Annotated in this window: 26 protein-coding genes; 13 read left to right on the top strand and 13 right to left on the bottom strand. The window is 69.3% G+C overall.

The genetic code is table 11. The features are described 5' to 3' along the window. Nucleotides 1–4: 4 nt before the first annotated feature. The 4 genes from ACYVLQ_RS02905 to ACYVLQ_RS02890 form a co-directional block, all read right to left on the bottom strand. Nucleotides 5–169, bottom strand: coding sequence for a hypothetical protein (locus tag ACYVLQ_RS02905; protein WP_460695792.1), 165 nt, complete (start codon nt 167–169; stop codon nt 5–7). A gap of 27 nt (nt 170–196) precedes the next feature. Beyond that, complete coding sequence (locus ACYVLQ_RS02900) at nt 197–1,267, bottom strand: alpha/beta hydrolase (RefSeq protein WP_460695871.1); 1,071 nt, start codon at nt 1,265–1,267, stop codon at nt 197–199. A gap of 97 nt (nt 1,268–1,364) precedes the next feature. Beyond that, nucleotides 1,365–1,577, bottom strand: a complete 213-nt coding sequence (locus ACYVLQ_RS02895; protein ID WP_460695791.1) for a hypothetical protein — start codon at nt 1,575–1,577, stop codon at nt 1,365–1,367. Nucleotides 1,578–1,654: 77 nt separating this feature from the next. Continuing rightward, nucleotides 1,655–1,888: a hypothetical protein gene (locus ACYVLQ_RS02890; RefSeq protein WP_460695790.1), complete on the bottom strand. Its 234-nt coding sequence runs from the start codon at nt 1,886–1,888 to the stop codon at nt 1,655–1,657. 430 nt (nt 1,889–2,318) lie between these two features. Between ACYVLQ_RS02890 and ACYVLQ_RS02885 the strand changes: the two genes are divergently transcribed. The 5 genes from ACYVLQ_RS02885 to ACYVLQ_RS02865 all read left to right on the top strand — a co-directional run bounded on the left by ACYVLQ_RS02885 (nt 2,319) and on the right by ACYVLQ_RS02865 (nt 8,272). Next, nucleotides 2,319–3,776, top strand: a complete 1,458-nt coding sequence (locus ACYVLQ_RS02885; protein WP_460695789.1) for a serine hydrolase domain-containing protein — start codon at nt 2,319–2,321, stop codon at nt 3,774–3,776. A gap of 64 nt (nt 3,777–3,840) precedes the next feature. Then, the gene (locus ACYVLQ_RS02880; protein WP_460695788.1) at nt 3,841–5,223 is read left to right on the top strand and encodes a glutamine synthetase family protein; all 1,383 of its coding nucleotides are present in this window, start codon (nt 3,841–3,843) and stop codon (nt 5,221–5,223) included. Then, nucleotides 5,204–5,947 (top strand): gamma-glutamyl-gamma-aminobutyrate hydrolase family protein, encoded by a 744-nt coding sequence (locus ACYVLQ_RS02875; protein ID WP_460695787.1) that lies wholly within the window; start codon nt 5,204–5,206, stop codon nt 5,945–5,947. The genes ACYVLQ_RS02880 and ACYVLQ_RS02875 overlap by 20 nt, the downstream gene beginning before the upstream one ends. Beyond that, nucleotides 5,944–7,305, top strand: a complete 1,362-nt coding sequence (locus ACYVLQ_RS02870) for an aldehyde dehydrogenase family protein (RefSeq protein ID WP_460695786.1) — start codon at nt 5,944–5,946, stop codon at nt 7,303–7,305. Before ACYVLQ_RS02875 ends, ACYVLQ_RS02870 begins: the two co-directional genes overlap by 4 nt. A gap of 166 nt (nt 7,306–7,471) precedes the next feature. After that, nucleotides 7,472–8,272 carry a 3-oxoacyl-ACP reductase gene (locus ACYVLQ_RS02865; RefSeq protein ID WP_460695785.1) on the top strand — a complete coding sequence of 267 codons (801 nt, stop codon included), beginning with the start codon at nt 7,472–7,474 and terminating at the stop codon, nt 8,270–8,272. A 2-nt stretch (nt 8,273–8,274) separates the two neighbouring features. On the opposite strand, the gene ACYVLQ_RS02860 is transcribed toward ACYVLQ_RS02865, so the two are convergent. Further along, nucleotides 8,275–9,792 (bottom strand): amino acid permease, encoded by a 1,518-nt coding sequence (locus ACYVLQ_RS02860; protein WP_460695784.1) that lies wholly within the window; start codon nt 9,790–9,792, stop codon nt 8,275–8,277. Nucleotides 9,793–10,009: 217 nt separating this feature from the next. On the opposite strand from ACYVLQ_RS02860, the gene ACYVLQ_RS02855 reads away from it, so the two are divergent. After that, the gene (locus tag ACYVLQ_RS02855) at nt 10,010–10,228 is read left to right on the top strand and encodes a hypothetical protein (RefSeq protein WP_460695783.1); all 219 of its coding nucleotides are present in this window, start codon (nt 10,010–10,012) and stop codon (nt 10,226–10,228) included. A gap of 193 nt (nt 10,229–10,421) precedes the next feature. Beyond that, nucleotides 10,422–11,957, top strand: a complete 1,536-nt coding sequence (locus ACYVLQ_RS02850; RefSeq protein WP_460695782.1) for a substrate-binding domain-containing protein — start codon at nt 10,422–10,424, stop codon at nt 11,955–11,957. Between the two features lie 3 nt (nt 11,958–11,960). On the opposite strand, the gene ACYVLQ_RS02845 is transcribed toward ACYVLQ_RS02850, so the two are convergent. Then, nucleotides 11,961–13,103, bottom strand: coding sequence for a fatty acid desaturase family protein (locus tag ACYVLQ_RS02845; RefSeq protein WP_460695781.1), 1,143 nt, complete (start codon nt 13,101–13,103; stop codon nt 11,961–11,963). 339 nt (nt 13,104–13,442) lie between these two features. Between ACYVLQ_RS02845 and ACYVLQ_RS02840 the strand changes: the two genes are divergently transcribed. Continuing rightward, on the top strand, nt 13,443–13,736 hold the full coding sequence (locus ACYVLQ_RS02840; protein ID WP_460695780.1) for an ArsR/SmtB family transcription factor: 294 nt from the start codon (nt 13,443–13,445) through the stop codon (nt 13,734–13,736). A 19-nt stretch (nt 13,737–13,755) separates the two neighbouring features. Continuing rightward, complete coding sequence (locus ACYVLQ_RS02835) at nt 13,756–14,763, top strand: LLM class flavin-dependent oxidoreductase (protein WP_460695779.1); 1,008 nt, start codon at nt 13,756–13,758, stop codon at nt 14,761–14,763. Between the two features lie 22 nt (nt 14,764–14,785). On the opposite strand, the gene ACYVLQ_RS02830 is transcribed toward ACYVLQ_RS02835, so the two are convergent. Both ACYVLQ_RS02830 and ACYVLQ_RS02825 read right to left on the bottom strand, forming a co-directional pair. Then, nucleotides 14,786–15,418 carry a TetR/AcrR family transcriptional regulator gene (locus tag ACYVLQ_RS02830; protein ID WP_460695778.1) on the bottom strand — a complete coding sequence of 211 codons (633 nt, stop codon included), beginning with the start codon at nt 15,416–15,418 and terminating at the stop codon, nt 14,786–14,788. A 25-nt stretch (nt 15,419–15,443) separates the two neighbouring features. Continuing rightward, a complete protein-coding gene (locus ACYVLQ_RS02825) occupies nt 15,444–16,865 on the bottom strand; it encodes a cytochrome P450 (protein ID WP_460695777.1) in 1,422 nt (473 codons plus the stop codon). Nucleotides 16,866–17,000: 135 nt separating this feature from the next. On the opposite strand from ACYVLQ_RS02825, the gene ACYVLQ_RS02820 reads away from it, so the two are divergent. Then, entirely contained in the window at nt 17,001–18,248 is a 1,248-nt protein-coding gene (locus ACYVLQ_RS02820; RefSeq protein WP_460695776.1) for a metallophosphoesterase, read from the top strand. Nucleotides 18,249–18,254: 6 nt separating this feature from the next. Here ACYVLQ_RS02820 and ACYVLQ_RS02815 read toward each other — a convergent pair whose 3' ends face one another. From ACYVLQ_RS02815 to ACYVLQ_RS02800, 4 genes are all read right to left on the bottom strand, one after another. Continuing rightward, entirely contained in the window at nt 18,255–18,977 is a 723-nt protein-coding gene (locus ACYVLQ_RS02815; RefSeq protein ID WP_460695775.1) for a DUF5753 domain-containing protein, read from the bottom strand. A 112-nt stretch (nt 18,978–19,089) separates the two neighbouring features. Then, nucleotides 19,090–20,349, bottom strand: coding sequence for a diguanylate cyclase domain-containing protein (locus ACYVLQ_RS02810; RefSeq protein WP_460695774.1), 1,260 nt, complete (start codon nt 20,347–20,349; stop codon nt 19,090–19,092). Nucleotides 20,350–20,472: 123 nt separating this feature from the next. Further along, on the bottom strand, nt 20,473–21,576 hold the full coding sequence (locus tag ACYVLQ_RS02805) for a terpene synthase family protein (RefSeq protein ID WP_460695773.1): 1,104 nt from the start codon (nt 21,574–21,576) through the stop codon (nt 20,473–20,475). 177 nt (nt 21,577–21,753) lie between these two features. After that, entirely contained in the window at nt 21,754–22,365 is a 612-nt protein-coding gene (locus ACYVLQ_RS02800) for a TetR/AcrR family transcriptional regulator (RefSeq protein ID WP_460695772.1), read from the bottom strand. 118 nt (nt 22,366–22,483) lie between these two features. Between ACYVLQ_RS02800 and ACYVLQ_RS02795 the strand changes: the two genes are divergently transcribed. The 3 genes from ACYVLQ_RS02795 (at nt 22,484) to ACYVLQ_RS02785 (ending at nt 25,116) form a co-directional block, all read left to right on the top strand. After that, entirely contained in the window at nt 22,484–24,010 is a 1,527-nt protein-coding gene (locus ACYVLQ_RS02795) for an amidase (RefSeq protein ID WP_460695771.1), read from the top strand. Nucleotides 24,011–24,157: 147 nt separating this feature from the next. Next, nucleotides 24,158–24,808 carry a class I SAM-dependent methyltransferase gene (locus ACYVLQ_RS02790; RefSeq protein ID WP_460695770.1) on the top strand — a complete coding sequence of 217 codons (651 nt, stop codon included), beginning with the start codon at nt 24,158–24,160 and terminating at the stop codon, nt 24,806–24,808. Nucleotides 24,809–24,915: 107 nt separating this feature from the next. Continuing rightward, nucleotides 24,916–25,116: a hypothetical protein gene (locus ACYVLQ_RS02785; protein WP_460695769.1), complete on the top strand. Its 201-nt coding sequence runs from the start codon at nt 24,916–24,918 to the stop codon at nt 25,114–25,116. 105 nt (nt 25,117–25,221) lie between these two features. Here ACYVLQ_RS02785 and ACYVLQ_RS02780 read toward each other — a convergent pair whose 3' ends face one another. Next, entirely contained in the window at nt 25,222–25,929 is a 708-nt protein-coding gene (locus ACYVLQ_RS02780) for an LmeA family phospholipid-binding protein (RefSeq protein WP_460695768.1), read from the bottom strand. Between the last annotated feature and the right edge of the window lie 122 nt (nt 25,930–26,051).

Here is a 26,051-nt window from a genome sequence, read left to right as displayed (position 1 = left end):
CGGGCTATCGGCGCAGCGAACCGATCAGCAGCGAGACCGCCGCGAGCATGTCCGCTCGCCGCCGGTCCCGCTCGGATTCCGGGGCGACCGCCACCCAGCGCGACGCGTCGACCAGCGCGCCGTTGCGCAGGACCGCAAGGCCACGCGCGGGCATCTCGGCGGCGATCACGCCCGCGTCCTGCCCCCCGGACCGGGATCACAGCCCCAATCCGGCGGCCAGGACGGGCCAGGACTGCTTGAACGCGTCCTGCCAGTAACCCCAGGAGTGGGTGCCGTTCGGCGTGTAGTCGAAGGTCGCCGGAATTCCCAACTCGCCCAGTCGATTCTGCAGATTGCGGGTGCAGGCGTTGACTCCCGCCTCGATGATCCCGCCGAGCAGGATCTGGTTCGCCAGGGTGTCGGGGGTGCGGGTGGTGCCGTAGGTCAGGAAGGGACTGTCGAGGGTGTCGTGCGGGCCCGGCAGGCCGTTGCCCGCCGAGACGAACAGGTTCAGCCCGCGCAGCCGGGCGGCGTGCACGTAGGGGTCGTTCGCCGCCCAGAGCGGGCTGTGGTCGGGCCCCCACATGTTGACCGGGTCGCCGTGGCCCCAGAACTCGACCATGGTCTTCACCACACGCTGCCCGATCGGGTCGCTGGTCTGGGCACAGCCGCTGTAGGAGGCCACGCTGCGATACAGGCCGGGCGCGCCCATGGCCAGCGCCAGCACCGAATCACCGGCCATCGACAGGCCCGCGATCGCATTGTGCCCGTTGCCGTCCAGGACCGCGTCGATCAACGGCGGGAGCTCCGCGGTGAGGAAGGTCGTCCACTTGTTGCGGCCGAGGACGGGATCGTCGGCGAGCCAGTCGGTGTACATGCTCCACGCGCCGCCGATCGGCTGCACGACATTGGCGTTCTTGTCGTCCAGGAACCGCAGGACGTCGGTCATCGTGTTCCAGGTATTGAGGTCCTCACCGCCGCCGGAACCGTTGAGCAGGTAGAGAACCGGGCGCGGCGCGGAGGCGTCGGCGGGACGCTGCACGTCGACCCGGATCTCTTTGCTCATCGCCGCCGAATACACCGACAGGGTCAGGCGCCGATCGTCGTGGATGGTGAAGTGCGCGATCCGCGATCCGTCGGCGGTGGTGGGCGATTCCGGTAACCGTCCCGAGGAGATGATCGGGTCGGCGGGTTCCGAGGCGGATGCCGCGCCGAGGCCGAGCGTGGTGGACAGCGCGATGGCCGTCGCCGTCACCGCGGCGGTCGCGGCAGCCCGCACCGCGTTCACTGGTGTCACTTTGTGAAATCTCCCCGTAGCTCAATGCAACTCGGCAATCTACCATCCGCCGAGCCGGGGGAAGCCGCCTTGCGGGCGACGGCTCGGGCTACGCGGCCTCGTTGTAGAGATGGTCGAAGATGCCCTCTTGCAGGGTGACGGCCCTGAGCCGGGATTCGGCATCCGCCAGCAGACCCGGCGGAACCGCGGAATCGCGCGCCGCGGTCCGGTGCACGTGATAAAGCCACCCGGAGGCCCGCAGCAATTCGACAATTGCCTGGTCGAAATCGGCTACAGCTTGTTCGAGATCGAGATTTTCCACGAGATTCCTTACACAAGGGAAAACTCGACTCTACCGAAGACCGTCCGCCCGGTTCGGTGACCTCGGCCACGACGCCGTCAGCGGCCGGTCCGATGTTCTTCGGCGATTTCCGGGAATCGGTCGCGGAGATTGTCCAGGCAGCGGTGTACCTCTCGCAGGTCGCGGCGGAGTCGTTGGGATTCGGCGGTCGCACGCGGTGTGCCCCGCCGGGTCCGCGCGATGGCCTGGACGGCGGCGGTCAGCGTCTCGGCCTCCGAGGTGAGCAGGCGGTAGAACTCCCGCGCCTGTTCGACGTCGGACCGAACGGCCATGTCAGCGGCACTGAGGCCGGGGCGGGCACCGGGTGGATCGTCGTGTCGAAGGTGCAGGGCCCGGGCGTCGTTCATAGTTCATGGTTACGTCGGGATGAACGGCCGTCAACCAGAACCTGTCGCGCAGGTAGCGCCTCGGCCGCGCGATATTCCGAACCGTGCATGCGCTGAAGCACAACGAAATTCGCGGAACGCTGAGCTATCCCGACCGGTGGGCCGCGTCGTACCACTGATGCGGGATGGATCAGTCCGGCTCCGGCAGGGGCTGATGTCTTTGACGGTACTTGACATATTGTTGGGTTTTTACAACACCCTGATGCATAATCAGAACGCCCACCGTGACCGACGAGGCAAGGGAGCACCCGCAGTGCCACGATCGTCGACTTCGAATGCCCTCCGCTCCACGCGACCGCGCCGGCTCGCGGTAGCGGTGTCGGCCCTACTGCTCCTGGCGGCGTGCGGCACCGGCGAGGACGACTCGAAATCGCTGCCTCCCGATCTCACCGCCGAGGTCGACCGGATCGTGCAGTCGCGCATGGCCGCCGGGATGATTCCCGGCGCCTGGGTCAGCATCGTCGACGCGGATCGGGGCGCCTATGCGCGGGCCTTCGGGCAGGCCGACCACGGCGCGGGCCGGGCCGCCACGATCGGCGACCACTACCGGATCGGCAGCGTGACGAAGACATTCACCGCGACCGCCGTGCTCCGGCTGGTGGATCAGCAGCGGCTGAGCCTCGACGACCCGCTCGAGCGATACGTCCCCGGGATCCCCCACGGCGGCGCCGTCCGGCTCGCCGACCTGCTCGGAATGCGCAGCGGCGTCTACGATTACACCTCCGATCCGGAATTCGTCGCCGCGGCCGACGCGGACCCACCCATGGCCGGGTGGCGGCCCGACGACGCGCTCCGGATCATCGCCGCGCATCCGGACGAGGCGCGGCCGCCGCGGACCGAGACCGTCTACGACAACGCCAACTACTTCCTGCTCGGCCGGGTCGTGGAGCAGGTCACCGGCCGCCCGATCAGGGACGTCGTCAACGATCTCGTCGCCGAACTCGGTCTGACCGAGACGTCCTATCCCACCGACGCTCGGCTGCCGGATCCGGCCGCCCGCGGATACGCCTACGAGGGCGCCGAGCCCGTCGACGTCACCGACCGCACCCCGCCGACCGTCTACGACGCCGCGGGTGCGATGGTTTCCACGATCTCGGACATGACGAGATACGCCCGCATGCTCGCCCGCGGCGATCTGCTCGGCCCGCGGACCCAGCGCGCACGGGCGCAGTTCACCGAACTCGGCACCAGCGAGTACGGCCTCGGACTGCTCCGCGTCGGCGCCTGGGTCGGGCACAACGGGGCCGTCGCCGGGTACCGCACGATGGTCGCCCACCTCCCCCATCGCGATGTCGGCATCGCCGTCGCGGTCAACCAGTATTCGTCCCCCGATCTGCTGGAAATGGGCGCGGAGGACATCTGGAACGCCATCGTCGACGAGCTGTATCCGCAGACGAGGGGCGACGGCCCGCCGCCCCCACCGGCGCCGCGTCCCGCCACCCCCGCCGCGGCGGATCTGCAGGCGGGGTTGCGCCGGACACTGGATCCCGCCGTCGCGGCGGCGGACAAGCCGCTCACCGTCGCCGACGCCGACCGCGATCCGCAGCTGATCGACCGGCTCGCCGCGAGCTTCGACGGCGCAGGCGCGACGATCCGGGTGGACCGGGTCACCGATCTGGGCGCCGCCGTCGTCGCCACCGCCACGATGGAGTTCCAGGGGCGGCCGCTGCTGGTCAATTTCCCGCTCGTCGCGCGCGACGACGCCTGGCGCATCCCCACCGATTGGGCCTGCCGGTCCATTCCGAACCCGAGCGCGTCTCCGGCCTGCGGGTGATCGGGAACCCGCCTTGCGTGTTCGGAAGCGCACCGCCTCGGATTCGCTTAGCGTGAGCACGTCGATGTCGAGAGGGGTCGTGATGCGAGCCGGGATGCTGAGTGTGGCCGATCTGGTGCGGCAGGTCGAGGCGGGGCAGCTGGACACCGTCCTGGTCGCGATGACCGACATGCAGGGCAGATTGCAGGGAAAGCGCTGTTCGGCCCGGTATTTCGTGGACGAGGTGCTCGACCACGCGACCGAGGCGTGCAACTACCTGCTCGCCGTCGACGTCGAGATGACCACGGTCGGCGGCTACGAGATGTCCTCGTGGGACACAGGGTACGGGGATTTCGTGCTGCGTCCCGATCTCGGCACGCTGCGGGACGTGCCCTGGCTGCCCGGCACCGCCCTGGTGCTGTGCGACGTGGAACACGTGGATCCGCACGGGAAACCCGTCGCCGCCTCGCCGCGGCAGGTACTGCGCACACAGCTCGACCGCCTGGCCGCGCACGGCCTGCGCGCCTACGTCGGCACCGAACTCGAGTTCCTGGTCTTCGACGACACCTACGAGCAGGCGTACCGCGCGGGTTACCGCGACCTGACACCCGCCAACCAGTACAACGTCGACTACTCCATGCTCGGCACCGCCCGCATCGAACCGCTGCTGCGCCGCATCCGCAACGAGATGGCCGGTGCGGGACTGTATGTCGAGTCCGCGAAGGGCGAGTGCAACCCGGGCCAGCACGAGATCGCCTTCCGCTACGACGAGGCGCTGGTGACCTGTGACAACCACAGCATCTACAAGACCGGTGCCAAGGAGATCGCGGCGCAGGAGGGCCGCAGCATCTCATTCATGGCGAAATACAATGAGCGCGAGGGCAATTCGTGCCACATCCACCTCAGCCTGCGCAATGCGGCGGGCGATCCGGTGTTCGCCGGTGACGATCCGGACGGCGGGTCGGCGCTGCTGCGGCACTTCCTGGCCGGGCAGCTGGACTGTCTGCGCGAACTCACCTACCTACTGGCGCCGAATATCAACTCCTACAAGCGGTTCCAGGACGGCAGCTTCGCGCCGACCGCGGTGGCCTGGGGGCGCGACAACCGGACCTGCGCGCTGCGGGTGGTAGGGCACGGGCCCTCGCTGCGGATGGAGAACCGAGTGCCCGGCGGGGACGTGAACCCGTACCTCGCCGTCGCGGCATTGATCGCGGCCGGGTTGCACGGCATCGACCAGCGCCTGCCGCTGGAGCCGGAGCTGCGGGGCAACGCCTACCGGTCCGAGCGGCCGCGAGTGCCGCGCACCCTGCGCGACGCCGCCCAGCTGTTCGGCGACAGCGAGATCGCGAAGGCGGCCTTCGGCGAGGACGTAGTGCGGCACTACCGGAACGCGGCCCAGGTCGAACTCGACGCCTACGACGCCGCGGTGACCGACTGGGAGCGAAGCCGTGGCTTCGAACGACTCTGAGCCCACGCTGCGGCCGGTGATCGGCCTGCCCACCTACTCCGAGCGCACTCGGTTCGGGCACTGGGAAGTCGACAGCGCCGTACTGCACCGTACCTACGTCGATATGACCGAGCGCGCCGGAGGTATCCCGGTGTTGTTGCCGCCCACCGGAATCGCGCGCCGGGAACTCGTGCGGCGGCTGGACGGGCTCGTGCTCACGGGCGGCGCCGACCTCGATCCGGCTCGCTACGGCGCCGCGCCGCATCCGGCCACGCGCGGACTGCGCCCGGACCGAGACGAGTTCGAGTTCACACTCTTCGAGCGGGCCCGCGCCGCGGGGATGCCGGTGCTGGCGGTCTGCCGCGGACTGCAGTTGGTGAACGTCGCGCTGGGCGGCACACTGCTGCAACACCTTCCGGACGTCCTCGGGCACACCGACCACTCCCGCGGCCCCGGCACGTTCACGGTCAACACCGTCCGGACGGTCGCGGGCAGCCGGGTCGCCGAGATCGCCGGGCCCGAGCTGAAGGTGCACTGCCACCACCATCAGGCCATCGACACGCTGGCGCCCGGGCTGACCGCCACCGCGCACGCCGCGGACGGCACCCTCGAGGCCGCGGAGGCCCGCACCGGTCCGTTCCTGGTGGGCGTGCAGTGGCATCCGGAGGAGAACGCGGCCGACCACCGGCTCGTGCGGGCACTGGTCGAGCAGGCGGCAACGTATGGAGAGGAGCGTATTCGGTGACAACGACGCAGGTCGTCAACCCCGCGACCGAGGAGGTCGTGGCCACGGTCGAGGCGGCCGACGAGGCCGCCACGGATGCCGCCATCGAGCGGGCCCAGCGGGCCCTGCCCGACTGGCGGGCCGTCGCGCCGGGAGAGCGCGCGCGGCTGCTGCGCCGGTTCGCCGAGGCGGTCGACGCCGATCTCGAGCACCTCGCGGCGCTCGAGGTGCGCAACGCGGGCCACACCATCGGCAATGCGCGCTGGGAGGCGGGCAATGTCCGCGACGTGCTGCACTACAGCGCCGGGCTCCCGGAACGGCTGCTGGGCAGCCAGATTCCGGTCGCGGGCGGGGTGAACCTCACCTTCCACGAGCCGCTCGGGGTCGTCGGAATCATCGTGCCGTGGAATTTCCCCATGCCGATCGCGGCGTGGGGGTTCGGTCCCGCGCTCGCCGCCGGGAACACCGTGGTGCTCAAACCGGCCGAACTCACGCCGCTGACGGCGATGCGGCTCGGAGAGCTGGCGGTGCGAGCCGGCCTGCCGGACAACGTCTTTCAGGTGGTTCCGGGCCGCGGGTCGGTGGTCGGCGCCCGGTTCGTCAGCCATCCCGCCGTGCGCAAGGTGGTCTTCACCGGTTCCACCGAGGTGGGCAAGCAGATCATGGCCGGGTGCGCGGATCAGGTGAAGCGGGTCACGCTCGAGCTGGGTGGCAAGAACGCCAATATCGTGTTCGCCGACGCGGATGTGGAGCGGGCCGCCGCCACCGCGCCCTACGGCGTCTTCGACAACGCCGGTCAGGACTGCTGCGCCCGCTCCCGGATCCTGGTGCAGCGCAGCATCTTCGACCGCTTCCTCGAACTGCTCGAGCCCGCGGTGCGGGGGGTGCGGGTTGGCGACCCTGCCGATGCGGCCACCGAGATGGGCCCGCTGATCTCGGCGGCGCAGCGCGACCGGGTCGCCGGATACCTGGAGCCGTCCACCAAGGTGGCCTTCACCGGGTCCCGCCCCGACGGTCCGGGGTTCTGGTTCCCGCCCACGGTGGTGCTGCCCTCGGGGCCCGCGGACCGGGTCGTGACCGAGGAGGTGTTCGGGCCGGTGGTGGCGGTGCTGCCGTTCGAGGACGAGGCCGAGGCCGTGCGGATCGCGAACGACACCGAATACGGCCTGTCCGGATCCATCTGGACCTCGGACGTGGGCCGAGCGCTGCGCGTCTCGCGCGGGGTGGAGGCGGGCAACCTATCGGTGAATTCCCATTCCTCCGTGCGGTATTGGACCCCGTTCGGCGGTTTCAAACAATCCGGCCTCGGCCGCGAACTCGGCCCCGACGCCGCCCGCGCCTTCACCGAGACCAAGAACGTCTTCATCGCCGCCGACTGAGATTCCGGCCGAAAGCACGCCGGAATGACTATCCCTACCCACCCACCATTCCCGACACGCCCCACCCCCCACACTCCCGGCACGCCACTTCCACACTCCCGGCACGCCACCCCACACTCCCGACACACCACTCCATACTCCGGCATGCCCACCCCCATTTCCCGGCATGTTTTTGGCCGGGAACTCGAACAGAGGAGAGACATTGCAGCGCTTGCAGGATCGAGTCGCGGTCATCACCGGTGGCGGCAGTGGCATCGGCCTCGCCACGGCCCGGCGGTTCGCGCAGGAGGGAGCCAAGGTCGTCGTCGCCGATATCGACGCCACCTCCGGCGAGGCGGCGGCCGCGGAGGTCGGCGGCCGGTACGTGAAGGTCGACGTCACCGACGAGGCCCAGGTGCGGGCGATGTTCCGGGCGGCGGTCGACGCCTACGGCGGCCTGGACATCGCCTTCAACAACGCGGGAATCTCACCGCCCGACGATGATTCGATATCGACCACCGGCATGGACGCCTGGCGGCGCGTGCAGGAGGTCAACCTGACCTCGGTCTACCTGTGCAGCAAGTACGCCATCGAGCGTATGCTCGAGCGCGGCAGGGGTTCGGTGATCAATACCGCCTCGTTCGTCGCCGTCATGGGCGCGGCCACCTCCCAGATCTCCTACACCGCGTCCAAGGGCGGGGTGCTCGCGATGAGCCGCGAGCTCGGAGTCCAGTTCGCCCGCCAGGGAATTCGCGTCAACGCGCTGTGCCCCGGGCCCGTCAACACTCCCCTGCTCCAGGAGCTGTTCGCCAAGGACCCCGAGCGCGCCGCCCGCCGCCTCGTCCACATCCCCCTCGGCCGCTTCGCCGAGGCGGAGGAGATCGCCGCCGCCGTGGCCTTTCTCGCCAGCGACGACTCCTCGTTCATCACCGCCTCGCAATTTCTGGTCGACGGCGGAATCTCCGGCGCCTACGTGACGCCCCTCTGAGTTCAGTCGACATTTCGCCTCGGGCCGGTGAACCAGCGGCGGGCCGAGACGAACCACCAGACGGCGATCGCGCCGACTACGCCGACCAGGGTGAGGGGTGCGTAATTGACCGACGTCCAGGTGAATTCGTCGTTCCACGGGTAGCCGCGGTCGTCCATGGGCAGGATGAACAGCGCGCTGATCGCCACGATCCAGAGCAGCGCGATGATGCCGACGGGGCGGTACCAGGCACCCAGTGTCCAAGGGCCGGTGGCGAAACGGCCGCCGTGCACTTGGCGCAGCAGCACCGGAATTCCGTAGGCGATGTAGAGGCCGATGGTGGCGACGGAGGTGGCGGCGGCGTACGCGGTGGGGGCGTTGGCGGCGGGCACCAGCATCGACGGGATCAGCAGCACGAAGGCGAAGAACGAGATGAACAGGACCGCGTTCACCGGCACCTTGCGCGCCGAGAGCCTCGACCACAGCGCCGATCCCGGCACCGCGCGGTCGCGAGCGAAGGCGAACAGCATTCGCGAGGCCGAGGTGACCGAGGCGTACCCGCAGAACAATTGCGCGACAGCGGCAATGATCAGCAGCGACCCGGACCAGAACGAATTCAGCGAGTTCTCCAGGATGTAGATCACCGGGTAGCCGCTGTTCTTCTCCGGGTCCAGCGCGTCGTCGAGGTTCGGAATCGCGAACGTCACCGCCAGAATCAGCAGATAACCGGCGACGGCCGAGACGACGATGGTGTTGATGATGCCCTTGGCGGCCATCCGGGAGGCGTCGTGGGTCTCCTCCGACATGTGCGCCGAGGCGTCGTAACCGGTGAAGGTGTACTGCGCGTGCAGCAGGCCGAGCAGGAAGCTGAAGGCGACGCCGCCGAATCCGACCGCACTGTTGTCGACGGTCTCGGTGAAGACGAAGCCGACGCTCTGATGGTGTTCCGCGCCGATTCCGAGCACCAGCACGAAGATCGCGACGCCGCCCACGTGCCACCAGGCCGACACGTTGTTGATCACCGCCGACAGGTGCGGACCTATGGCGTTCAGCACCGCGTGCAGCACCAGGATGGCCGCGAACACCACGAATATCGCGGTGCGGTCGGTCCCGATATCGATGCCGATGACGTTCAGCACCACGGTGGTGAAAATGGCCGCGCCGTAGTCGATCGAGGCGGTCACGGCGATCTGGCCGATCAGGTTGAACCAGCCCGTGAACCAACCCCAGATCGGGCCGCCCAGCTCCGAGGCCCACCAGTACAGGCCGCCGGAAGTCGGGTAGGCCGAGGCCAGTTCGGCCATCGCCAGACCCACGAACAACACCATGATCGACACCAGCGGCCAGCCCCACGCCATGGTGACGGGCCCGCCGTTGGACAGACCGATGCCGTAGCTCGCGAGCCCGCCGGTGAGGATCGAGACAATGGTGAAACTGATGGCGAAATTGGAGAACCCGGACCAGGACCGGGCCAGTTCCTGCTTGTAGCCGAGTTCGGCGAGGCGGCGTTCGTCGTCGGACTGGGCTGGGGTCTCGGTCATGCGTGCTCCCACGTGAAAACACCGCCCTCACACGGCGTTTGCTGGTAGCTCATTCTGGGGTAAACCCCCGTCTACCGCAGCGCAACGCGAAAACCGGTGGAACACTTCCGCCCGCTTCCCGCTCGGCCCGAAGATCGTTACCGGCTGGTCATTTCCAGTTCGCGACCGGGGCATACGCTTACTACGCGTCTGACCAGTTTCGAATGATCGGAAGCGCATGCGAGGCTTCTCCACCGCCATCGGCGCGGTGATGTCCGCGGCTGTCGCGGCAGCCCTGTCGATCGCGGGGACGGCGGCCGCCGAGCCGCCGGGGATCCCGTCCGCCGATTCCGCGCGCGGCATGCTGAACGCGCTCACTGTCGCCGACGAGGGATCCATGAGCGGCCGCCGAACACCGGATACCGCTGCACCTACGCGCGGATGTGGGTCGCGGTGAAATCGAAGTGGGGCCTGACCCTGCAGCAGGCCGAGCGGGACGCCGTCGGCCAGGTCCTGCAAGGCTGCTGACGGCCCGCTCGCCACGACATCGGTTGTCGCGGCGGTGAATTGTTGCCCAACACTATCCGTTCTCGCTGGACCGGCCCCGCGGGTGCGCCGAACATGGTTGCCATCCAAAGCATTCGGGGGATATGACCCAGGTGGACAACTATCTGGTCCAGACCGGACTGCCGCTCGTCGCGCTCGCGGTCTCGCTGATCGCCTTCCTCTGGGAATTCGTGGTGATCCGGCGCAAGCAGCTCGGCTATCGCGTGCAGATGGACACGCCGGTGACCGGCGAGATCGAGTCGGCGTTCCCGGGCGTGCTCACCCAGATGCGGCCGGACGACGCCGATTCCGGCGCGGAGTTGAAAGACCTGTCGGTGGTGCTGATCCGCATCGAGAACAACGGCGTCACCGATATCGACTCCGCCGACTACTCGATGCCGGACGGCCCGGTCGGACTGCATCTGCATTTCCCGCAGCGCCGCGTGGTCGGCATGGCGGTCACCGAACTCAGCGAACCGACGCTCGGCGATCACCTGGAGCCCGGCCGTGGCATCGACGCCCGCGAGGACACCGCGCACCACATCGGCATCATCGACCTGCCCCGGGTGCCGATGAACCGGCGTGACCATTACAAGATCCTCGCGATCCTGCAGCGCACCGCGGGCGGCAGCGACTACCCGGAGCCGACCCTGTACGGCAAGCTCAAGGGCGGCCGCATCGCCGAAACCCGCAGCCAGACCGGCCTTTCCCGAAACATGCTGGGGTTCATGGCGTTTCTGGTCGCGGTGATCGTCGTGCAGTTCGCCGTGACCCTGCTCGGCGACGATCCACCCGCACCGCACTGCGTCCGGGGCGACCTCACCCTGGTCGGCTCCTCGGCCTTCGAACCGGTCGTCCGCGACGCCGCCGCGGCCTACCGGAAGGGCTGCGCCGGAGCCGATTTCGCCTTCGCCTTCGACGGCAGCGAACGCGGGCTGAGCCGCGTCGACGAGGAGGGCGGCGGCAATGCCGGGCTGCTCGCCATCACCGACGGCCCGAAGGGCGTCGGCTATCCCGACCTGCTGCCGCGGCCGCTGGCGATGGCCGTCTTCGCCGTGGTCGTGCACCGCGACCTGGGCATACGCGATCTGTCCCGGGAGCAGATACGCGACCTGTATCAGGGCCGGATCACCAACTGGGACCAGATCGGCGGCCCGGACCACCCGGTGCGCGTGATCAATCGGGCGCTCGGCTCCGGCACCCGGGAGACCTTCCAGCAGCGGCTGCTCGACGGCGGCTCCGTGGCGCTGCCGCAGGCCGGTTGCCGCGCCGTCCGGTTCACCGCGCCGCCCGGCCTGTCCGCCTGCGAGGTGCCGCTCACCCGCGACATGCTCGAGACCGTGGCCGATATTCCCGGCGCGATCGGCTACGCGTCCTACGCGGAGGCCGCGCACAGCGCCGGGACCGTGACGGTCACCATCGACGGGCACCGCCCCGGCCGGGAGGAGGTCGTCGCGGGCGCCTACCCGTTCTGGGGGGTCGAATACGCTTACAGCGACGGCGAACTCCCGCACGACTCGCTGGCGGCGGCCTTCCTGCGCTACCTCACCGACAATGCCGGTAAGGACGTCGTCCGCACACACGGCGATACCCCGTGCGGCGAACTCGTCCAGCCCGGCGCATGCAGTCCGCAGCGCTGAACGTCAGTCTGCGCCTTGCGAACTGGACACCAGCGGGCGGGCATCCGGTGCGGGCGGCGCCGCCGCCCGCGTGCCGCGCCCGACCGTGTTCAAGTGCCCCAGCGCCTGCGCGTAGGACTCCAGCAGCCCGGTCTCGCAGTACGGCAGCCCGCGCTCGGCGCAGAACCGCACGACCAGCGGCTGGGCGCGGCGCAGGGCGGGCCGCGGCATCGCCGGGAACAGGTGGTGCTCGATCTGGTAGTTCAGGCCGCCCAGCGCGGTGTCGACGAACCAGCCCCCGCGCACATTGCGGGAGGTGAGCACCTGGCGACGTAGGAAGTCGGTGGACTCCGCCGCCGTCAGAACCGCCATCCCCTTGTGGTTGGGAGCGAACGTGCAGCCCATGTACAAACCGAATAGGCCCTGATGCACCAGCACGAAGGCGAGTGCGTGGACCGGCGGCAGCACCGCGAGCACCAGGACCAGGTACCCGAGGAAGTGCGCGCCGAGCGTCACCGCCTCCCGGCGGCGATGCCGGATGTCCCAGCTCGCCACGCCCCGCACGCTCGCGCCGTGCAGGCTCCAGCCCTCCAGCAGCAGCATCGGGAAGAACAGCCACGCTTGGTACCGGAAGATCACTCGCCGCACGCCCTGCCCGCGGCGCGCCCGCTCACCGGAGTGCGCCAGCACCCCCATGACGTCCGGGTCCTCCCCCTCGGTGTTGGGGTGGGCGTGGTGGCGATTGTGATTACTGGTCCACCAACCGATGCTCACACCGATGCCGAAATTCCCGGCGATCAGGCCGTAGAGGTGATTGGCCCACCGGGTGCGGAAGATCTGCCGATGTCCGGCATCGTGCCCGAGGAAGGCGAGCTGCGCGAACACCGCGGCCTGCCATGCCGCGATCGCCAGCTGCCACCACGAGTCGCCCACGAGGACGAACGCCACCCATCCGGCAATCCACGCGGCCGCCGTGATCGCGCTCTTCCAGGCGTAGTAGCGCACCCGCCGATCCAGCAGCCCGGCCTGGCGCACCCGGCGCAACAACACCGCGTACTCGCTGCCCCGCACCGCGTCGGCGCGCCCCGGAATATCGACCGCCGCCCTCGCACGCTCGGGCGATCCGGCTCGCAACGCCACCGAGCCGGACAAGTTGTTCACTGTCACCCACGGCCTACCGTTCTGCCCCGCCTGTCATGGTCGGGGCTCGCATTTCCGCACACCCCCAGCCATTCTGCGGCATCGGGCGCCCGGCACTGTCGGCGGCCGCGCGACCGCGGCTCGCTGTTCGGTTCCAGGTTGCCGCGACGACATATCCACCGAGTAAACGCCGCTGCGGCTCGGCAACACATCCGCGTGACGATCCGTGCACGAACGTACCCTCCCCCGTGCGTGACTCGACCCGCCGCCGCGCCCAGAACCGAGCCCGGTGACCAGGGTCACGGTGCACATCCGCTGCTCCCGGCATAAGTTCGGTAATTAGCGAAATACCGAAGGAAGGCGAGCGTGCTCGAACAGTGCAAGGCGCTGGCGAACGAGACCCGGCTGCACATCCTGGAGTGGCTGAAGGAACCGGCCGCGAACTTCCCGGGGTGCGACAGCGAGACCGCCGAACTCGGCGTGTGCGTCGGTCTCATCCAACAGAGGGCCGGGACCTCGGCCTCGACCGTATCGGCGCATCTGGCGGTGCTGCAGCGCGCCGGATTCCTGACCGCGACCCGCCGCGGGCAGTGGACGTACTACCGCCGCGACGACGCCCGCATCCGCGCGTTCACCGAGCACCTGCACCGCATTCTGTGACCACGAAAGGCAGCGTCGTATGCCGCTAGCACTGTCCATCCTCGACCTCGCATCGATCGCGCCGGGCGGCTCGGCGCGCGGCAGCTTCGACAACAGCGTGGCCCTGGCCCGGGCCGCCGAACGCAGCGGCCATCGACGGGTCTGGTACGCCGAGCACCACAACATGGGCTCCATCGCCTCGAGCGCCACCAGCGTGCTGATCGGACACGTCGCGGCGCAGACCGCGACCATCCGCCTCGGTTCCGGCGGCATCATGCTGCCCAATCATTCGCCGCTGGTGATCGCCGAGCAGTTCGGCACGCTGGAGACGCTGTTCCCCGGGCGCATCGACCTCGGCCTGGGCCGGGCGCCGGGCAGCGACCAGAAGACGATGCTCGCCCTGCGCCGCAACCCCGGCTCCGCGGACACCTTCCCGCAGGACGTGCTCGAGCTGCAGGGCTATCTCACCGGGCGCTCGCGCATCCCCGGCGTGCAGGCCGTGCCCCGCGCGGAAGGCGTTGTACCGCTGTATATTCTGGGATCATCGCTGTTCGGCGCGCAGCTCGCCGCGCAACTGGGCCTGCCGTACGCGTTCGCGTCGCATTTCGCCCCCGACGCGCTGCACCAGGCCGTCGCCACCTACCGCGAGCACTTCCGGCCGTCGGATCAGCTGGCCGAGCCGTACGTGATGGCCGGTGTCAACGTGTTCGCCGCCGCGGACCACGACGCCGCGGCCGAGCAGAAGACCATCGCCTACCGGGCGCGGGCGCGGATGATGATCAAGCGCGGCGCGGCCGACGCCCGCTTCACCGACGAGGAGATCGACGCGTTCCTGGCCTCCCCCAACGGCGCCCAGCTGACCGCGATGACCCGCTACACCGCCGTCGGCGCCCCCACCGAGGTCCGCGCGTACCTGGACGACTTCGCCGCCGCGATCGATGCCGACGAACTCATCCTCGCCCACCACGCCCACGACATCGAGGACCGGGTGCGCTCGGTGGAGCTGACCGGCAGCGCGATGGGCGCCCTGGCGCCCGCCGACCACTGACCCGGCTCTTGTTCGGGGTACGTCAGTCGTTCGCGGGCTCGCCGCGCGGGCCGATGAGGGCGACGGCGGTGTCGACGGCGACGTCGATGATCGTGGTGATATCTCCGCCGTCCTCGACGGTGGAGGCGATGAGCTCGCGGTAGCCGCCGTAGAGGATCGTCGCCGTCTGCCGGGACGGCGGGTGCAGGTCGGCGGCCTGGAATTCCGGTGTCGCGGTGAGGTTTCGGATCAGGGTGACGAAGGCGTCCCCGGTGTCGCGGTGCAACTGGCGGGCGTCCTCGCCGAGGGCCGGAATATCGCGGATCCACGCCAGCGTGATCGAAGTGTCGCGCCGGGAGGCGCCGATCCACGCCTCGATCGCCTGCCGCACCTGGGTGCGCCATGGCGCCGCGGGATCCACCGCCGCGTAGATCTGCCGGATGGTGTCGTTGTTGCGCTCGGTCAGCAGGGCGATGAAGCAGTCCTGCTTCCCGCTGAAATGCTCGTAGAAGGTCCGGCGGGAGGTGCGCGCGTGGCGGACCACGTCGGCCACGGTGGCCTCGCGGTAGCCGTGCTCGCGCACCGCCTCGGCCATGCCGTCGAGCAGCCGCCGCCGGAACCCCGATTCCGGCGCGGCCGCGCCGTCGGAGCTGGATGCGGGCTCGGCACGGGTCACACCGACCACCCTAGTTACCTCGCGCTCAACGCCACGTCGTCGTCCCGGCATGCTTTTGGCCGGGACCGCTCCGGGATTCCGGCGAAAAGCGCGCCGGAACGGCGAGATGGTGCGCTGAACGGCGCGCGGTCGTTTCGCCGGGCGAACGCGGCGCGCGGCGGTGCACGACGGCGCGGCCCTTACCGCTCGCAACCAGTGCGACGCCGCGGAAGTGGGTGCGCTCGTCCCGGCGGTCGGTCGGCACGAGGACGAAATCGCGGAGCAGCGTGCGCAATACGACGTTCATTTCCAGGGTGGCGAAGGCGGCGCCGATGCAGCGACGCGCGCCGCCGCCGAACGGGATCCAGCTGAAGGTGCCGGGCCGCACACCGACGAAGCGGTCGGGATCGAAGGCGCGGGCGCGCGGGAAGAGTTCCTCGTTGTCGTGCATCAGCCGGATGCTGACCATCACCTTCTGGCCTCGCGGCAATGTCCAGCGCCCCAGCGAGATCGACTCGGCGCGGACCTGGCGCGCGGTCCCGTCGATCACCGGGCGGACGCGCTGCACCTCCAGCAGCGTCGCCTCGCGTAGCGCCGACCCGCCCTCGTCCACCTCGGACACCAAGCGGCGCAACACGTCCGGATGTCGCCGCAGCCGCTCGATCGTCCACGCCAGGGTCGTCGCCGTGGTCTCGTGACCGGCCGTGAGCAGCGTCAGCAGCTCGTCCGCGATCTCGTCGTGCGTCATGGCGGAACCGTCGTCATAGCGGGACTGCAGCATCATCGACAGCACGTCGTCGCGGTCGGACAGGTTCGGATCCTCGGCCGCGCGACGGATGAGCCGTCCCACGACCGCGTCGTAGGCGCGGCGATGCGCCGCGAACCGGGCCCAGGGACCGTAACGCCCCAGGAACTTTCGCGGCATCGGCACCGCGGCGAGCGCCGACCCCACCAGGACCAGCTTCGGCAGCAACTCGCGGAGCCGGTCGAATTCCGCGCCCTCGGCGCCGAATACGGCGCGCAGAATGACGTTCAGGGTGATTCGCATCATCGAGTCCATCGACGCGAATTCGCGGCCCGACGGCCACGTCGCCATCTCCGCGACCGCCTCCTCCTCGATCATGGCCTCGTACACCGACAGCCGCCGCCCGTGGAACGGCGGAGTGAGCAGCCTGCGCTGCTTGCGGTGCTCGTCGCCGGTCAGCGAGAACAGTGAACCGGGGCCGAGGAACTGACCGAGATTGATGTCGATATTGTCGACCAGGTCGGTGCTCGTGGTGAACAGCGCCTTCACCTCGGCCGGATCCGACAGCACGACGATCCGCCCGAACCGCGGCATGTACACCGTGAACGCCGACCCGTAGCGCTCGTGCAGCCGCCGCCACGCGCGCGTCCGTCCGGCCATGATCTGCATGCCCTGCACGATTCTCGGCGCGCTCGGTCCGTCGGGCAGTCTCACGGTGGTCATATGCCGCCTCCAGCGTGGTACATCTACGTACCACCGGTACGGTACGCTCACGTACCGAGTGTGGCAAGGGTCACGCGGCACCAGAGATGCCCTCCGAGCAGGCTCCGCGGCCTCGGCCGCGCATAGGCTGAGGCCGTGAAGGTGGTCGCGGTCGTGGGGATCGTCGTCGTATGCCTTGTCGCCGTGGGCATTACCGGTCTGCACTGGTACGTATGGCGGCGGCTCGTCAGGGAGACGATGGCGCACGGGTCGGTCGCCCGCCGCGTAGGCACCGCCGCGCTGGTCGCCGGACCGCTGCTGCTGATCGGCGCCTTCGTGGCCGAACGGGCCGGGGCGCCGTTCCTGCTCACCCGGATCGTCTCCTGGCCGGGCTACCTGTGGGGCGCGCTTTTCGTGTACCTGCTGCTGTGGCTACTGGTGGGCGAGCTGGTCCGGCCTCTCTTCCGGCGCTGGATCGCCCGCGCGGAGTCGCCCGCCGTACCTGTCGAGCCGCAGCCGGTCCCCGCGACCGGGAGCGCGACGCGAGACCGACCGACCCCGCGGCAAGCCTCCGCGCCGGTGTCGCGGCGGCTCTTCGTCTCTCGGACAGTGAGCGGTGCGGCGGGGTTGGCCGCGGTGGCGACGGTCGGCTACGGCACCCACGGCGTACTGGCCGGTCCGCGCGTGAAACAGGTGACGGTGCCGCTGGCCCGGCTGCCGCGCGCCGGACACGGCTACCGGATCGCCGTGGTCAGCGATATTCACCTCGGCCCGATCCTGGGCCGCGGATTCGCCGAACGGGTGGTCGACACGATCAACGACACCCAGCCGGATCTCATCGCCGTCGTGGGTGATCTGGTCGACGGCAGCGTCGAACACCTGCGGTCGGCCGTGGAACCGCTGTCGCGGCTGCGGGCGCGGCACGGCGCCTACTTCGTCACCGGCAATCACGAGTACTTCTCCGGCGCCGAGCAGTGGATCGAACACGTGCAGGACCTCGGGCTGCGCCTGCTGGCGAACAGCCGCGGCGAGCTGCCGCATTTCGATCTGGCCGGGGTCAACGATGTGCAGGGCGAAAACATCGGGCAGGGACCGGATTTCGCCGCCGCGCTGGGAGATCGCGATCTCGCGCGTACGGCCGTGCTGCTCGCGCATCAGCCGGTGCAGATCGACGACGCGGTCGAATTCGGCGTCGACCTGCAACTGTCCGGCCACACGCACGGCGGCCAGATGTGGCCCGGGAATCTCCTTGCGGGGCTGGCCAATCCGACGGTGGCGGGGCTGGAACGCTACGGCGACACCCAGCTCTACGTCACCCGCGGCGCCGGCGCCTGGGGACCCCCGGTCCGCGTCGGCGCCCCCTCCGATATCACCGTGATCGAACTGGCGTCGAAGCAGGCATAACGGACTTCACAGGTGCGAGCCGTCGGCGGCGGCCGTGATGATGTCGCTGGTCCGGTCGGGCCGTATCGCGTTGACGCACAGGCGGTCCCAGATCGTGTGGTAGGCGTCGAGATCGCTGGGCTTGTCGAGGAATCGGGCATCGGTGGCGTGGTGGATGTGCACGATATCGCCGAGATCGGCGTCCGCGAGCCGCAGCAGGACGAAGGGCACGGAGCTGATGAGGGGACCGCACGCGTGGTCGGGCATGATCTGCACGGTGATGTTCGGGCGGTCGGCGGCGCGGGCGAGGTGCTGGAGCTGGTCCCGCCAGACCTGGTGGCCGCCGGGCTGGCGGCGCAGGGCCGCCTGCTCGATCACCACCCATAACCGGGGCGGCGCGGCGCGGTCGAGTATTTCCTGACGCTTCAGCAGCAGGTCGATCGGCTGCTGGATATCGGCGGTGCCCGGCCGGGCCAGGGCGGCCACCTCGCGCGCGTACGCGGGCGTTTGCAGCAGATCGGGAATCACCCCGGGCGCGTAATAGCGCAGCAGCGAGGACGCGTCCTCGAGGGCGAGATAGGTATCCATCCAGAGCGATGCGGCCTCTGCGCCGACGTGGCGGCGCCAGGCGGCGTCGGCATGGCGAACCTTCCGCAGTCGACCGGCCAGCACCCGCCGCAGCAGCACCGCGTCCTCGGGCCGCCCCGCGTCGTTGCCGGAATCCGCGGCGGAGGCCGGGCCGTCGATCATCGATCGTCCCCCAATCGCCCTCGGGTATCGAATTTTCCGAGTGTGCCTTTTCCGAGTTTGCCACAGCCGGGCGGCTGCTGCCGGTTAGCTGGCAGCAGTTCGCCCCGGTCGGTCACCGCGAGGCGGGCGCGTGCAGCGTATGCAGAACCCAATGACCTCTGCCGTTCGTCTTGGCGTAGTACAGGCTCGTGTCGGCGGCGTCGAGGAGGGACTCCGGGTTCGCGCCCGCGGCGGGGGTGACCACCGCCCCGATGCTCGCGGAGACCTGGAGTTCGTGCCCCTCGGCAATGATCGGGTGCGCCAGTGACGCTTTCAACCGATCCGCGATGACGGTCATGTGGTGACTGCTGGCGGGCGGCGGGACGAGCGCGACGAATTCGTCGCCGCCGATGCGCGCGACGAGACAGTCGTGGTCGCGCACGCTGCGGTCCAGGCGCGCGGCGACGGCGGCCAGCACCTGGTCACCCACGCCGTGCCCGTAGTGGTCGTTGACGTGCTTGAACCGGTCGAGATCGGCGAAGCACAGGCCGATCCGGTCGGCGGTGGCGGCGGTGGCGATCACCGCTTCGATCTGGTCCAGGAGGTGGCGCCGGTTCGGCAGTCCGGTGAGCGGATCGTGACGGGCCTGATGCTGCAGTTCCTCCTGCAGCCGGTGCTGTTCGGTGACGTCCTCCCCCAGGGCGAGCAGGTAGTCGGGCTGTCCGTCGGCGCCTTTGACATAGGTGATGGAGAACGACGCCCATCCGACGCTGCCATCGGCACGCAGCAGTCGCCGCTCGATCTTCACCGTCCCCTCCTGGGTGGGCACGAGCTTCTCGTAGACGAGATTGCGAATCTCGTCCTGATCGTCGGGATGGGCGAAGTCGTAGACCGAGATCCCGCGCAGATCCCCGGTGGGAACGCCGATCATCGCGGCGAGGTGCGGGTTGGCCTCCAGCAGCACGCCGTCGATATCGCCGACGGCGATCGCGATCGCGGCGTTGTCGAACACGATCCGGAACCGCTGGTCGATATCGCGCCGGACCCGATCGAGGGTGCGCGCGTCCGAGTGCACCTGCGCCTGATGTCCCTGGCCGATCGCCGCCAGCAGGGCGGCCGCTCGCCGGCGGGCGTCCGGGTGGTCGACATGATCGGCCAGACCGTGCAGGACCTGCGCGGAGGCGATCGGCACCGCCGGATCGATCAGCTGCTCCCGAGCCAGCGCCTCGCCGACCCGAGTACCGGCGGCGACGTCGAACGGCTCGGCGGTCAGCGCCGACAGCAGGTCGCCGAGCAGGTCGGACAGCACCGCCTGCCGGTCGTGCGCGCCGGCCGTGTCCGCCAGCGCTCGCCACCACTCGCGGGCGAGCGCCGTGCGGTTCGGTTCGTCCACCACAACCCCCTCGATGGTCCTCGCCGCCCGGTCGACCCCTCGTCCAGGCGGCGTCACTGTCATCCAACGGTAGACGCCTGCTCTGAAAACTATCGCATGGAACCTTTTCCAGGCTGGGAACAGTCAGTCTATCCAGTTTTCAGTGAAGATCGACAAACCTTTGTAGCGCCGGGTTGTGCACTGCCACACCCAGGTCGCCTGCAGGCACCCGTCCAGGTCATCGGCATGTGCGGCTATCGACTCGGCCAGCGTCGCGTCACCGAGCGCCGCGCAGTGGCGGTCGAGCGCCGAGCGGACTCGGTGGAACCGCGTCATCCGATCGCGCACGACCTGCGCCGCCTGGTGCACGGCGTCGACGAGGGTGGCGTCGGGGGCACTCAGCAGGCAGACCGGGATCAGATTGAAATCGGCTCGATCGGCGATGCATTCCTTCTCGAAAGAGAACATGTCGTTCATCAGCGCGCCGAGTTCGGCCGTGAGTCGCCGGAGCCGCCGCAGGTCGTCGCCCAGTTCGGAGCCGTCGAGCCGATCCCACGGCAGGTAGTCGTCGCGGGCGAACTCGCACAGCGCGATCGCCGGATACATGCCCGACACATGAACCCGCAGGTCGATGTAGTCCTCCACGCTCAGCAGCGCGTGGCGCGCGCGGGCGTTCTGATCCCGGATCGCGGGGCGCAGATGGTCGGCCGTCGCGGCGAGAAATCGTTCGAGCCACACCGGGTCGGCGTGCTTGCGCAGCGTGGTCAGCAGCTCGGCCGTCGCCGCCTCCACGGGGCCGAGACCGTCCGTCGCGAACCGCGTGTCGAGCATCCGGCATAATCGGTCCACCAGTATGTGGGCCTGCTCCTGCTCGGTCGCCGACAGGTGCGCGAACTTCTCCCGGCCGACACGGTCGTTGAGCCAGAACAGAATCGCGTTGAAGATCCCGATGGTCGTCATCCGCTCGGCGGTGACGGTATTGGGATGCAGGTACGGAGTCATGCTGTTGTAGTGGGCCCCGCCGGACTCGAGCCAGATCCCGTGACCGCGGCAGAAACGCTCCACCTCCTCGCATGCCTGCGCGCCGAACCGGTTCGGCCGGAAGTCCCTGCAATAGTCGGCGATATCACTCCCCGGCATGCTGAACAGGCGGCGCAACGACCACCGCCGACCGCCACGCAACAACGACTCGTACTCTTCACGCATCGCCGCGAGGTCCGCCTCGACCTCCGGCGTGTATCGCTGCACCACAACAACTCTCCCGATCCTCGCCCCTCGCTCGTGTCGGCGAACCGAATCGTTCCGGCATCCGCGAAGGATCGATTACCGAATGGTAATCGACGCCCGGCACCGTATCGGACATCCCGGACCCTCCCGTACGTGGCGGCAGACACCGACATCCTGTTCGACCGCGCCGCCGCGGTTCTATCCACCGGCGGTGTCACGCTGGTGCACGAGGAAGGCCACGGCCGCCTCGAACGCCTCGTCCACGCGGGCGCGGTCACCCGTCGTGATCAGGTCGAGCTGCAGCCCGCGAACCTGCGCGAGGATGAATGTCGCCGTCCGCGATCGCGTTTCCGTCGGCCAGTCGAATCTCGCGAGTTCGCGTTCGATCACCGTCAGCCAGTCGACGACCAGCCGCGATCCCACGTGGTCGGGTGTGCGCGCGGCGGTGGCGACCAGTTCGAACAGCACCAGGAACTGACGCTGTTCGCGCGGGCGGCACAGGTGCCGCCACGTGGCGCGCAGCAGTTCGGCGGGCGACTCGACGGCCTGCAGCTCCGCACCGAGCAGATGCTGCTCGAAGTCGGCGCGGATTCGCTCCAGCACCTCGGTGACGAGCGCGTCCTTGGTCGCGAAGTGCCGGATCAGCGTGGCGTGGCTGACGCCGAGCGCCCGCGCCACCGGCCGCAGCGACAACTCGCGCACGCCGTTGTCGAGGACGTACTCGGTCGCGGCGGCGAGCAGTTCCGGGCGGCGGTGCTGGAACCGCAGCGCGCGACCATCCGGCTTGGTCTCGCCGTTCCGCTCGGTCATCGCAGGAGCATAACGGGTCGTCACAGCGGGATTATGGTACTCGGACCGAGCGGTTGCGTAACCGAGTGGTACGGCTATCCTCGGAGGCGGCCGGGTGTCCCGCGACGAGGAGACGACGATGAGGTACGACGAATACCGCGGGTACGACGCGGTCGGTCTGGCGGAGCTCGTCGCCCGGGGCGACGTGCACCCGGCGGACCTGCTGCGGCTCGCGCTCGACCGCTGCGCGAAGGTCGATCCGGCGATCAACGCGGTGAGCCTGCTGATGGAGCGCAACGGAGAGGAACTCGCCCGGCGAGCCGGTCCCCGCGGCCCCCTCGCCGGTGTGCCGTTCCTGCTCAAGGATCTCGGCCAGGACTACGCCGGATATCCGACCTCCGCCGGTACGGGCCCGCTGCGCTCGGTCCGAGCCGCCCGCCACAGCACCGTGGTGCAGCGCTGGCTGGACGCCGGTCTGGTGATCTTCGGCAAGACCACGACGCCCGAGTTCGGCAGCAAGGCGATCACCGAGACCAGGACCTTCGGCGCGACGCGCAACCCATGGGACACCACCCGCACCCCGGGCGGCTCGTCGGGCGGTTCGGCGGCGGCCGTCGCCGCGGGCGTCGTCCCCATGGCGGGCGCCAGCGACGGCGGTGGCTCCATCCGCATCCCCGCCGCCTGCACCGGCCTGTTCGGCCTGAAGCCCGGGCGCGGCCTGGTCCCCAGCGGTCCCGACGTCGGCGATCCGCTCTTCGGCGCCGCGACACCGGGCGTGCTGTCGCGCAGCGTCCGCGACACCGCGGCCATGCTCGACATCCTCACCCAGCCGGATCCCGGTGCGCCCTACACGGTGTCGCGTCCCGACCGGCCGTTCCGCGACGCCGTCACCGAACCGCCGCGACGCCTGCGCATCGGCTTCACCAGCGATTCCCCGCAGCGCACCGCGGTCGATCCCGAGGCGGTCCGGGCGGTCGAGGACGCCGCCGCCTTGCTCGAATCCCTGGGCCACACCGTGGAACCCGCCACCCTCGGCATCGACGGCCGCCGGCTGGCGCTGGACTTCATGACCGTCTGGACCGCCTCGGCCGCCGCCGAACTGGACCGCGCCTGCCGCCTGACACGTTCGTCGCCAACGGATTTCGATATCGATACCCAGGTCCTGGCGGCGGTGGGCCGCGCGCTCCCGGCGCCCGAACTCGTCCTGGCCCACGCGCGCTGGAACGACTACACCCGCGCGCTGGCGGAGTTCCACGGCGCCTACGACCTGCTGCTCACCCCGACCCTGGCGGCCCCTCCGCTGCGCATCGGCCAGAACCGCACCCCCGCGCTGGCCGATACCGTGCTGCCGCCCTTCCTGCAGTTCGGCGCCGGGAAAGTGCTGTCCCGCACCGATTTCTACCGCAATCTGGTCACCGCCAACCTCGCCGCGGTCCCCTTCACCCAGCTGGCCAATATCACCGGCCGCCCCGCGATGAGCGTGCCCACGCACTGGACCACCGCCGGGCTGCCCCTGGGCACCCAGTTCGTCGGCCCCTCCGGCAGCGAATACCTGCTGCTCCAACTCGCCGCCGAGATCGAAACGGCCCGCCCCTGGTTCGACCGCTGCCCGCCCGAATCCGGCATCCAGCAGCCGATCGCGGCGGGAGTCGGCCGGAGCGTGTAGCCGCGGCGCGCCGATGGCATGTAGCAAACTTTCGGCATACGCTGTGGCATATTGACGGTGCGGAGAGCCACCATTGCACCGAGCGATAGGGGCGACATCGTGACCAGCAGCGGGTTTGCCTATACGGGGTGTTCCAACCTCGAAGCGATGGCCGAGGCCGTCAACTACAACAGGTTCCTGGTCGATACCGTCGAGAAGCACGTGACGGCGCCGGGCCTGCGGGTGCTCGACTTCGGTGCCGGTTCGGGAACCTACGCCGACCTACTGGCCGCGCGGCACATCGTCCCCGACTGCCTGGAGCCGGATCCCACCCTGCGGTCCGCGCTGCGGTCGAAGGGTTACCACCTCGTCGACGAGTCCGCGTCGTCCGAATCCGAGCGGTACGGGGTCATCTATACGTTCAACGTGCTCGAGCACATCGAGAACGATCAGGAGGCGTCACAGCGGCTGGTATCGCTGCTGCGCCCCGGCGGCACGCTGATCGTCTACGTGCCCGCGCTCGAGGTGCTGTTCTCGGCCATGGACGTGAGGGTGGGGCACTACCGGCGCTACCGCCGCGCCCAACTCGAGCACATGCTCCGCAAATCGGGCCTGCTGATCGTCGAATCGCGCTACTGCGATCCGATCGGCTTCTTCGCGACCCTGGCCTACAAACTCTTCGGCCGCAGCGACGGCACGATCAACCCCGGCGCCCTGAAACTCTACGACCGGCTCGTCTTCCCGCTGAGCAAGGCCCTCCAGACCGTCACGAGCAGGCTCTTCGGCAAGAACGTCCTGATCGTCGCCACCAAGGCCTGACCCGCCGGACTCGACCGGTCGCGTTCATGCTGATGACGGACTTCTGACAACGCGCCGATTGTCTGGTTCGCCGGACCGCGATGTGGGTACTCCCAAGTATGGACGCGATGCCGCATCCCCCGAAGCTGATACTCGGGGTGGAGTCGGGGACCGCGATCCTGGCTGTCATCACCTGTCTGACCTTCGCCGTGACGATCTTCGCCATCGCCGGATCCTTCGTCGTCGCCGGTCTCGCCACCCTGGCCCTGACCGCCGCGATCCCCTTGACCTCGAGAATCCTTCCCTCCCACTCCGTGCCCTTCCGCTGACCGTCCTGGATGGCGCGAGCCAGGGGCGCTCGCTGTGCACAGCGCCACATTATCCGTGACGGGAGGCGGCGCCACCGTCAACGACGTGTCGCGACCGCTCGCCGCCTAATTCTGTTGCTGCGCAAGGTCGGAGAAGCGCGCGTCGTGGGCCACGGCGGTGGCATGGAGGCCGTCCGGTTCCGGTCGGATGGCCGTCAGCCGGGCACCCAGCGGCAGGCGCCGCAGCGGCACCGTGAAGGTGAGGGTGCTGCGCAGCATCGCCAGGGAGATGGTCGGTCCGCCGGTCGCGGGCTGGGCCGCGACCGGTGTGACCTCGATGCCGTCGTCGGTCGGCGCGACCGTCACGTCCACCGTCGCGGGCACGGGGACGCCCTCCACCGAGAATGTCCCGGTGACCCGTAAACCGTTCGGGCCGTGGGAGATCGACTCCACCTCCGGTGGCGCGAAGCCCCGCACGGTGTCGTAGGGAACGACCGCTGTCGCCGTCGCGGTGGCGGCGACGAGGTTCGCCGTGCGGTTCTGGAGCAGGTCGCCCAGCGGCGCGGACACATCGGTCAGGGTGACGTCGAGGTCGTGGACCGAGAGGTTCTCCCCGCTCCAGTCGCCGACGCGGATGTAGACCTCACGGTAGTGGCCGTCGACGGCCTGGGTCAGGAAGGGAAATCCGCCGATGTCGACGTCCGGCCGGTTCGGGAGATGGTAGTCGGCGGCGATCTTGCGGCCTATCTCGTTCTGCGCCAGCACGACGGCGACGCGGTCGCCCGCGACCAGCGCGATCGCCAGCACGACGATCAGTATCAGCAATGCGCGCATGCGCTCGTCCGCTCGTCCATCCCACCATCATGCTGTCGGTCGCGACCGGCCGGCGCCAGCGGCCCGGCGGTGTGAGACATCTATCCCGTTCGACTTTCCCGTTGCGCCGAGCGACATTTTAT

Source organism: Nocardia thraciensis, from assembly GCF_054782435.1.
This window is presented reverse-complemented; position numbering and strand designations above follow the sequence as displayed.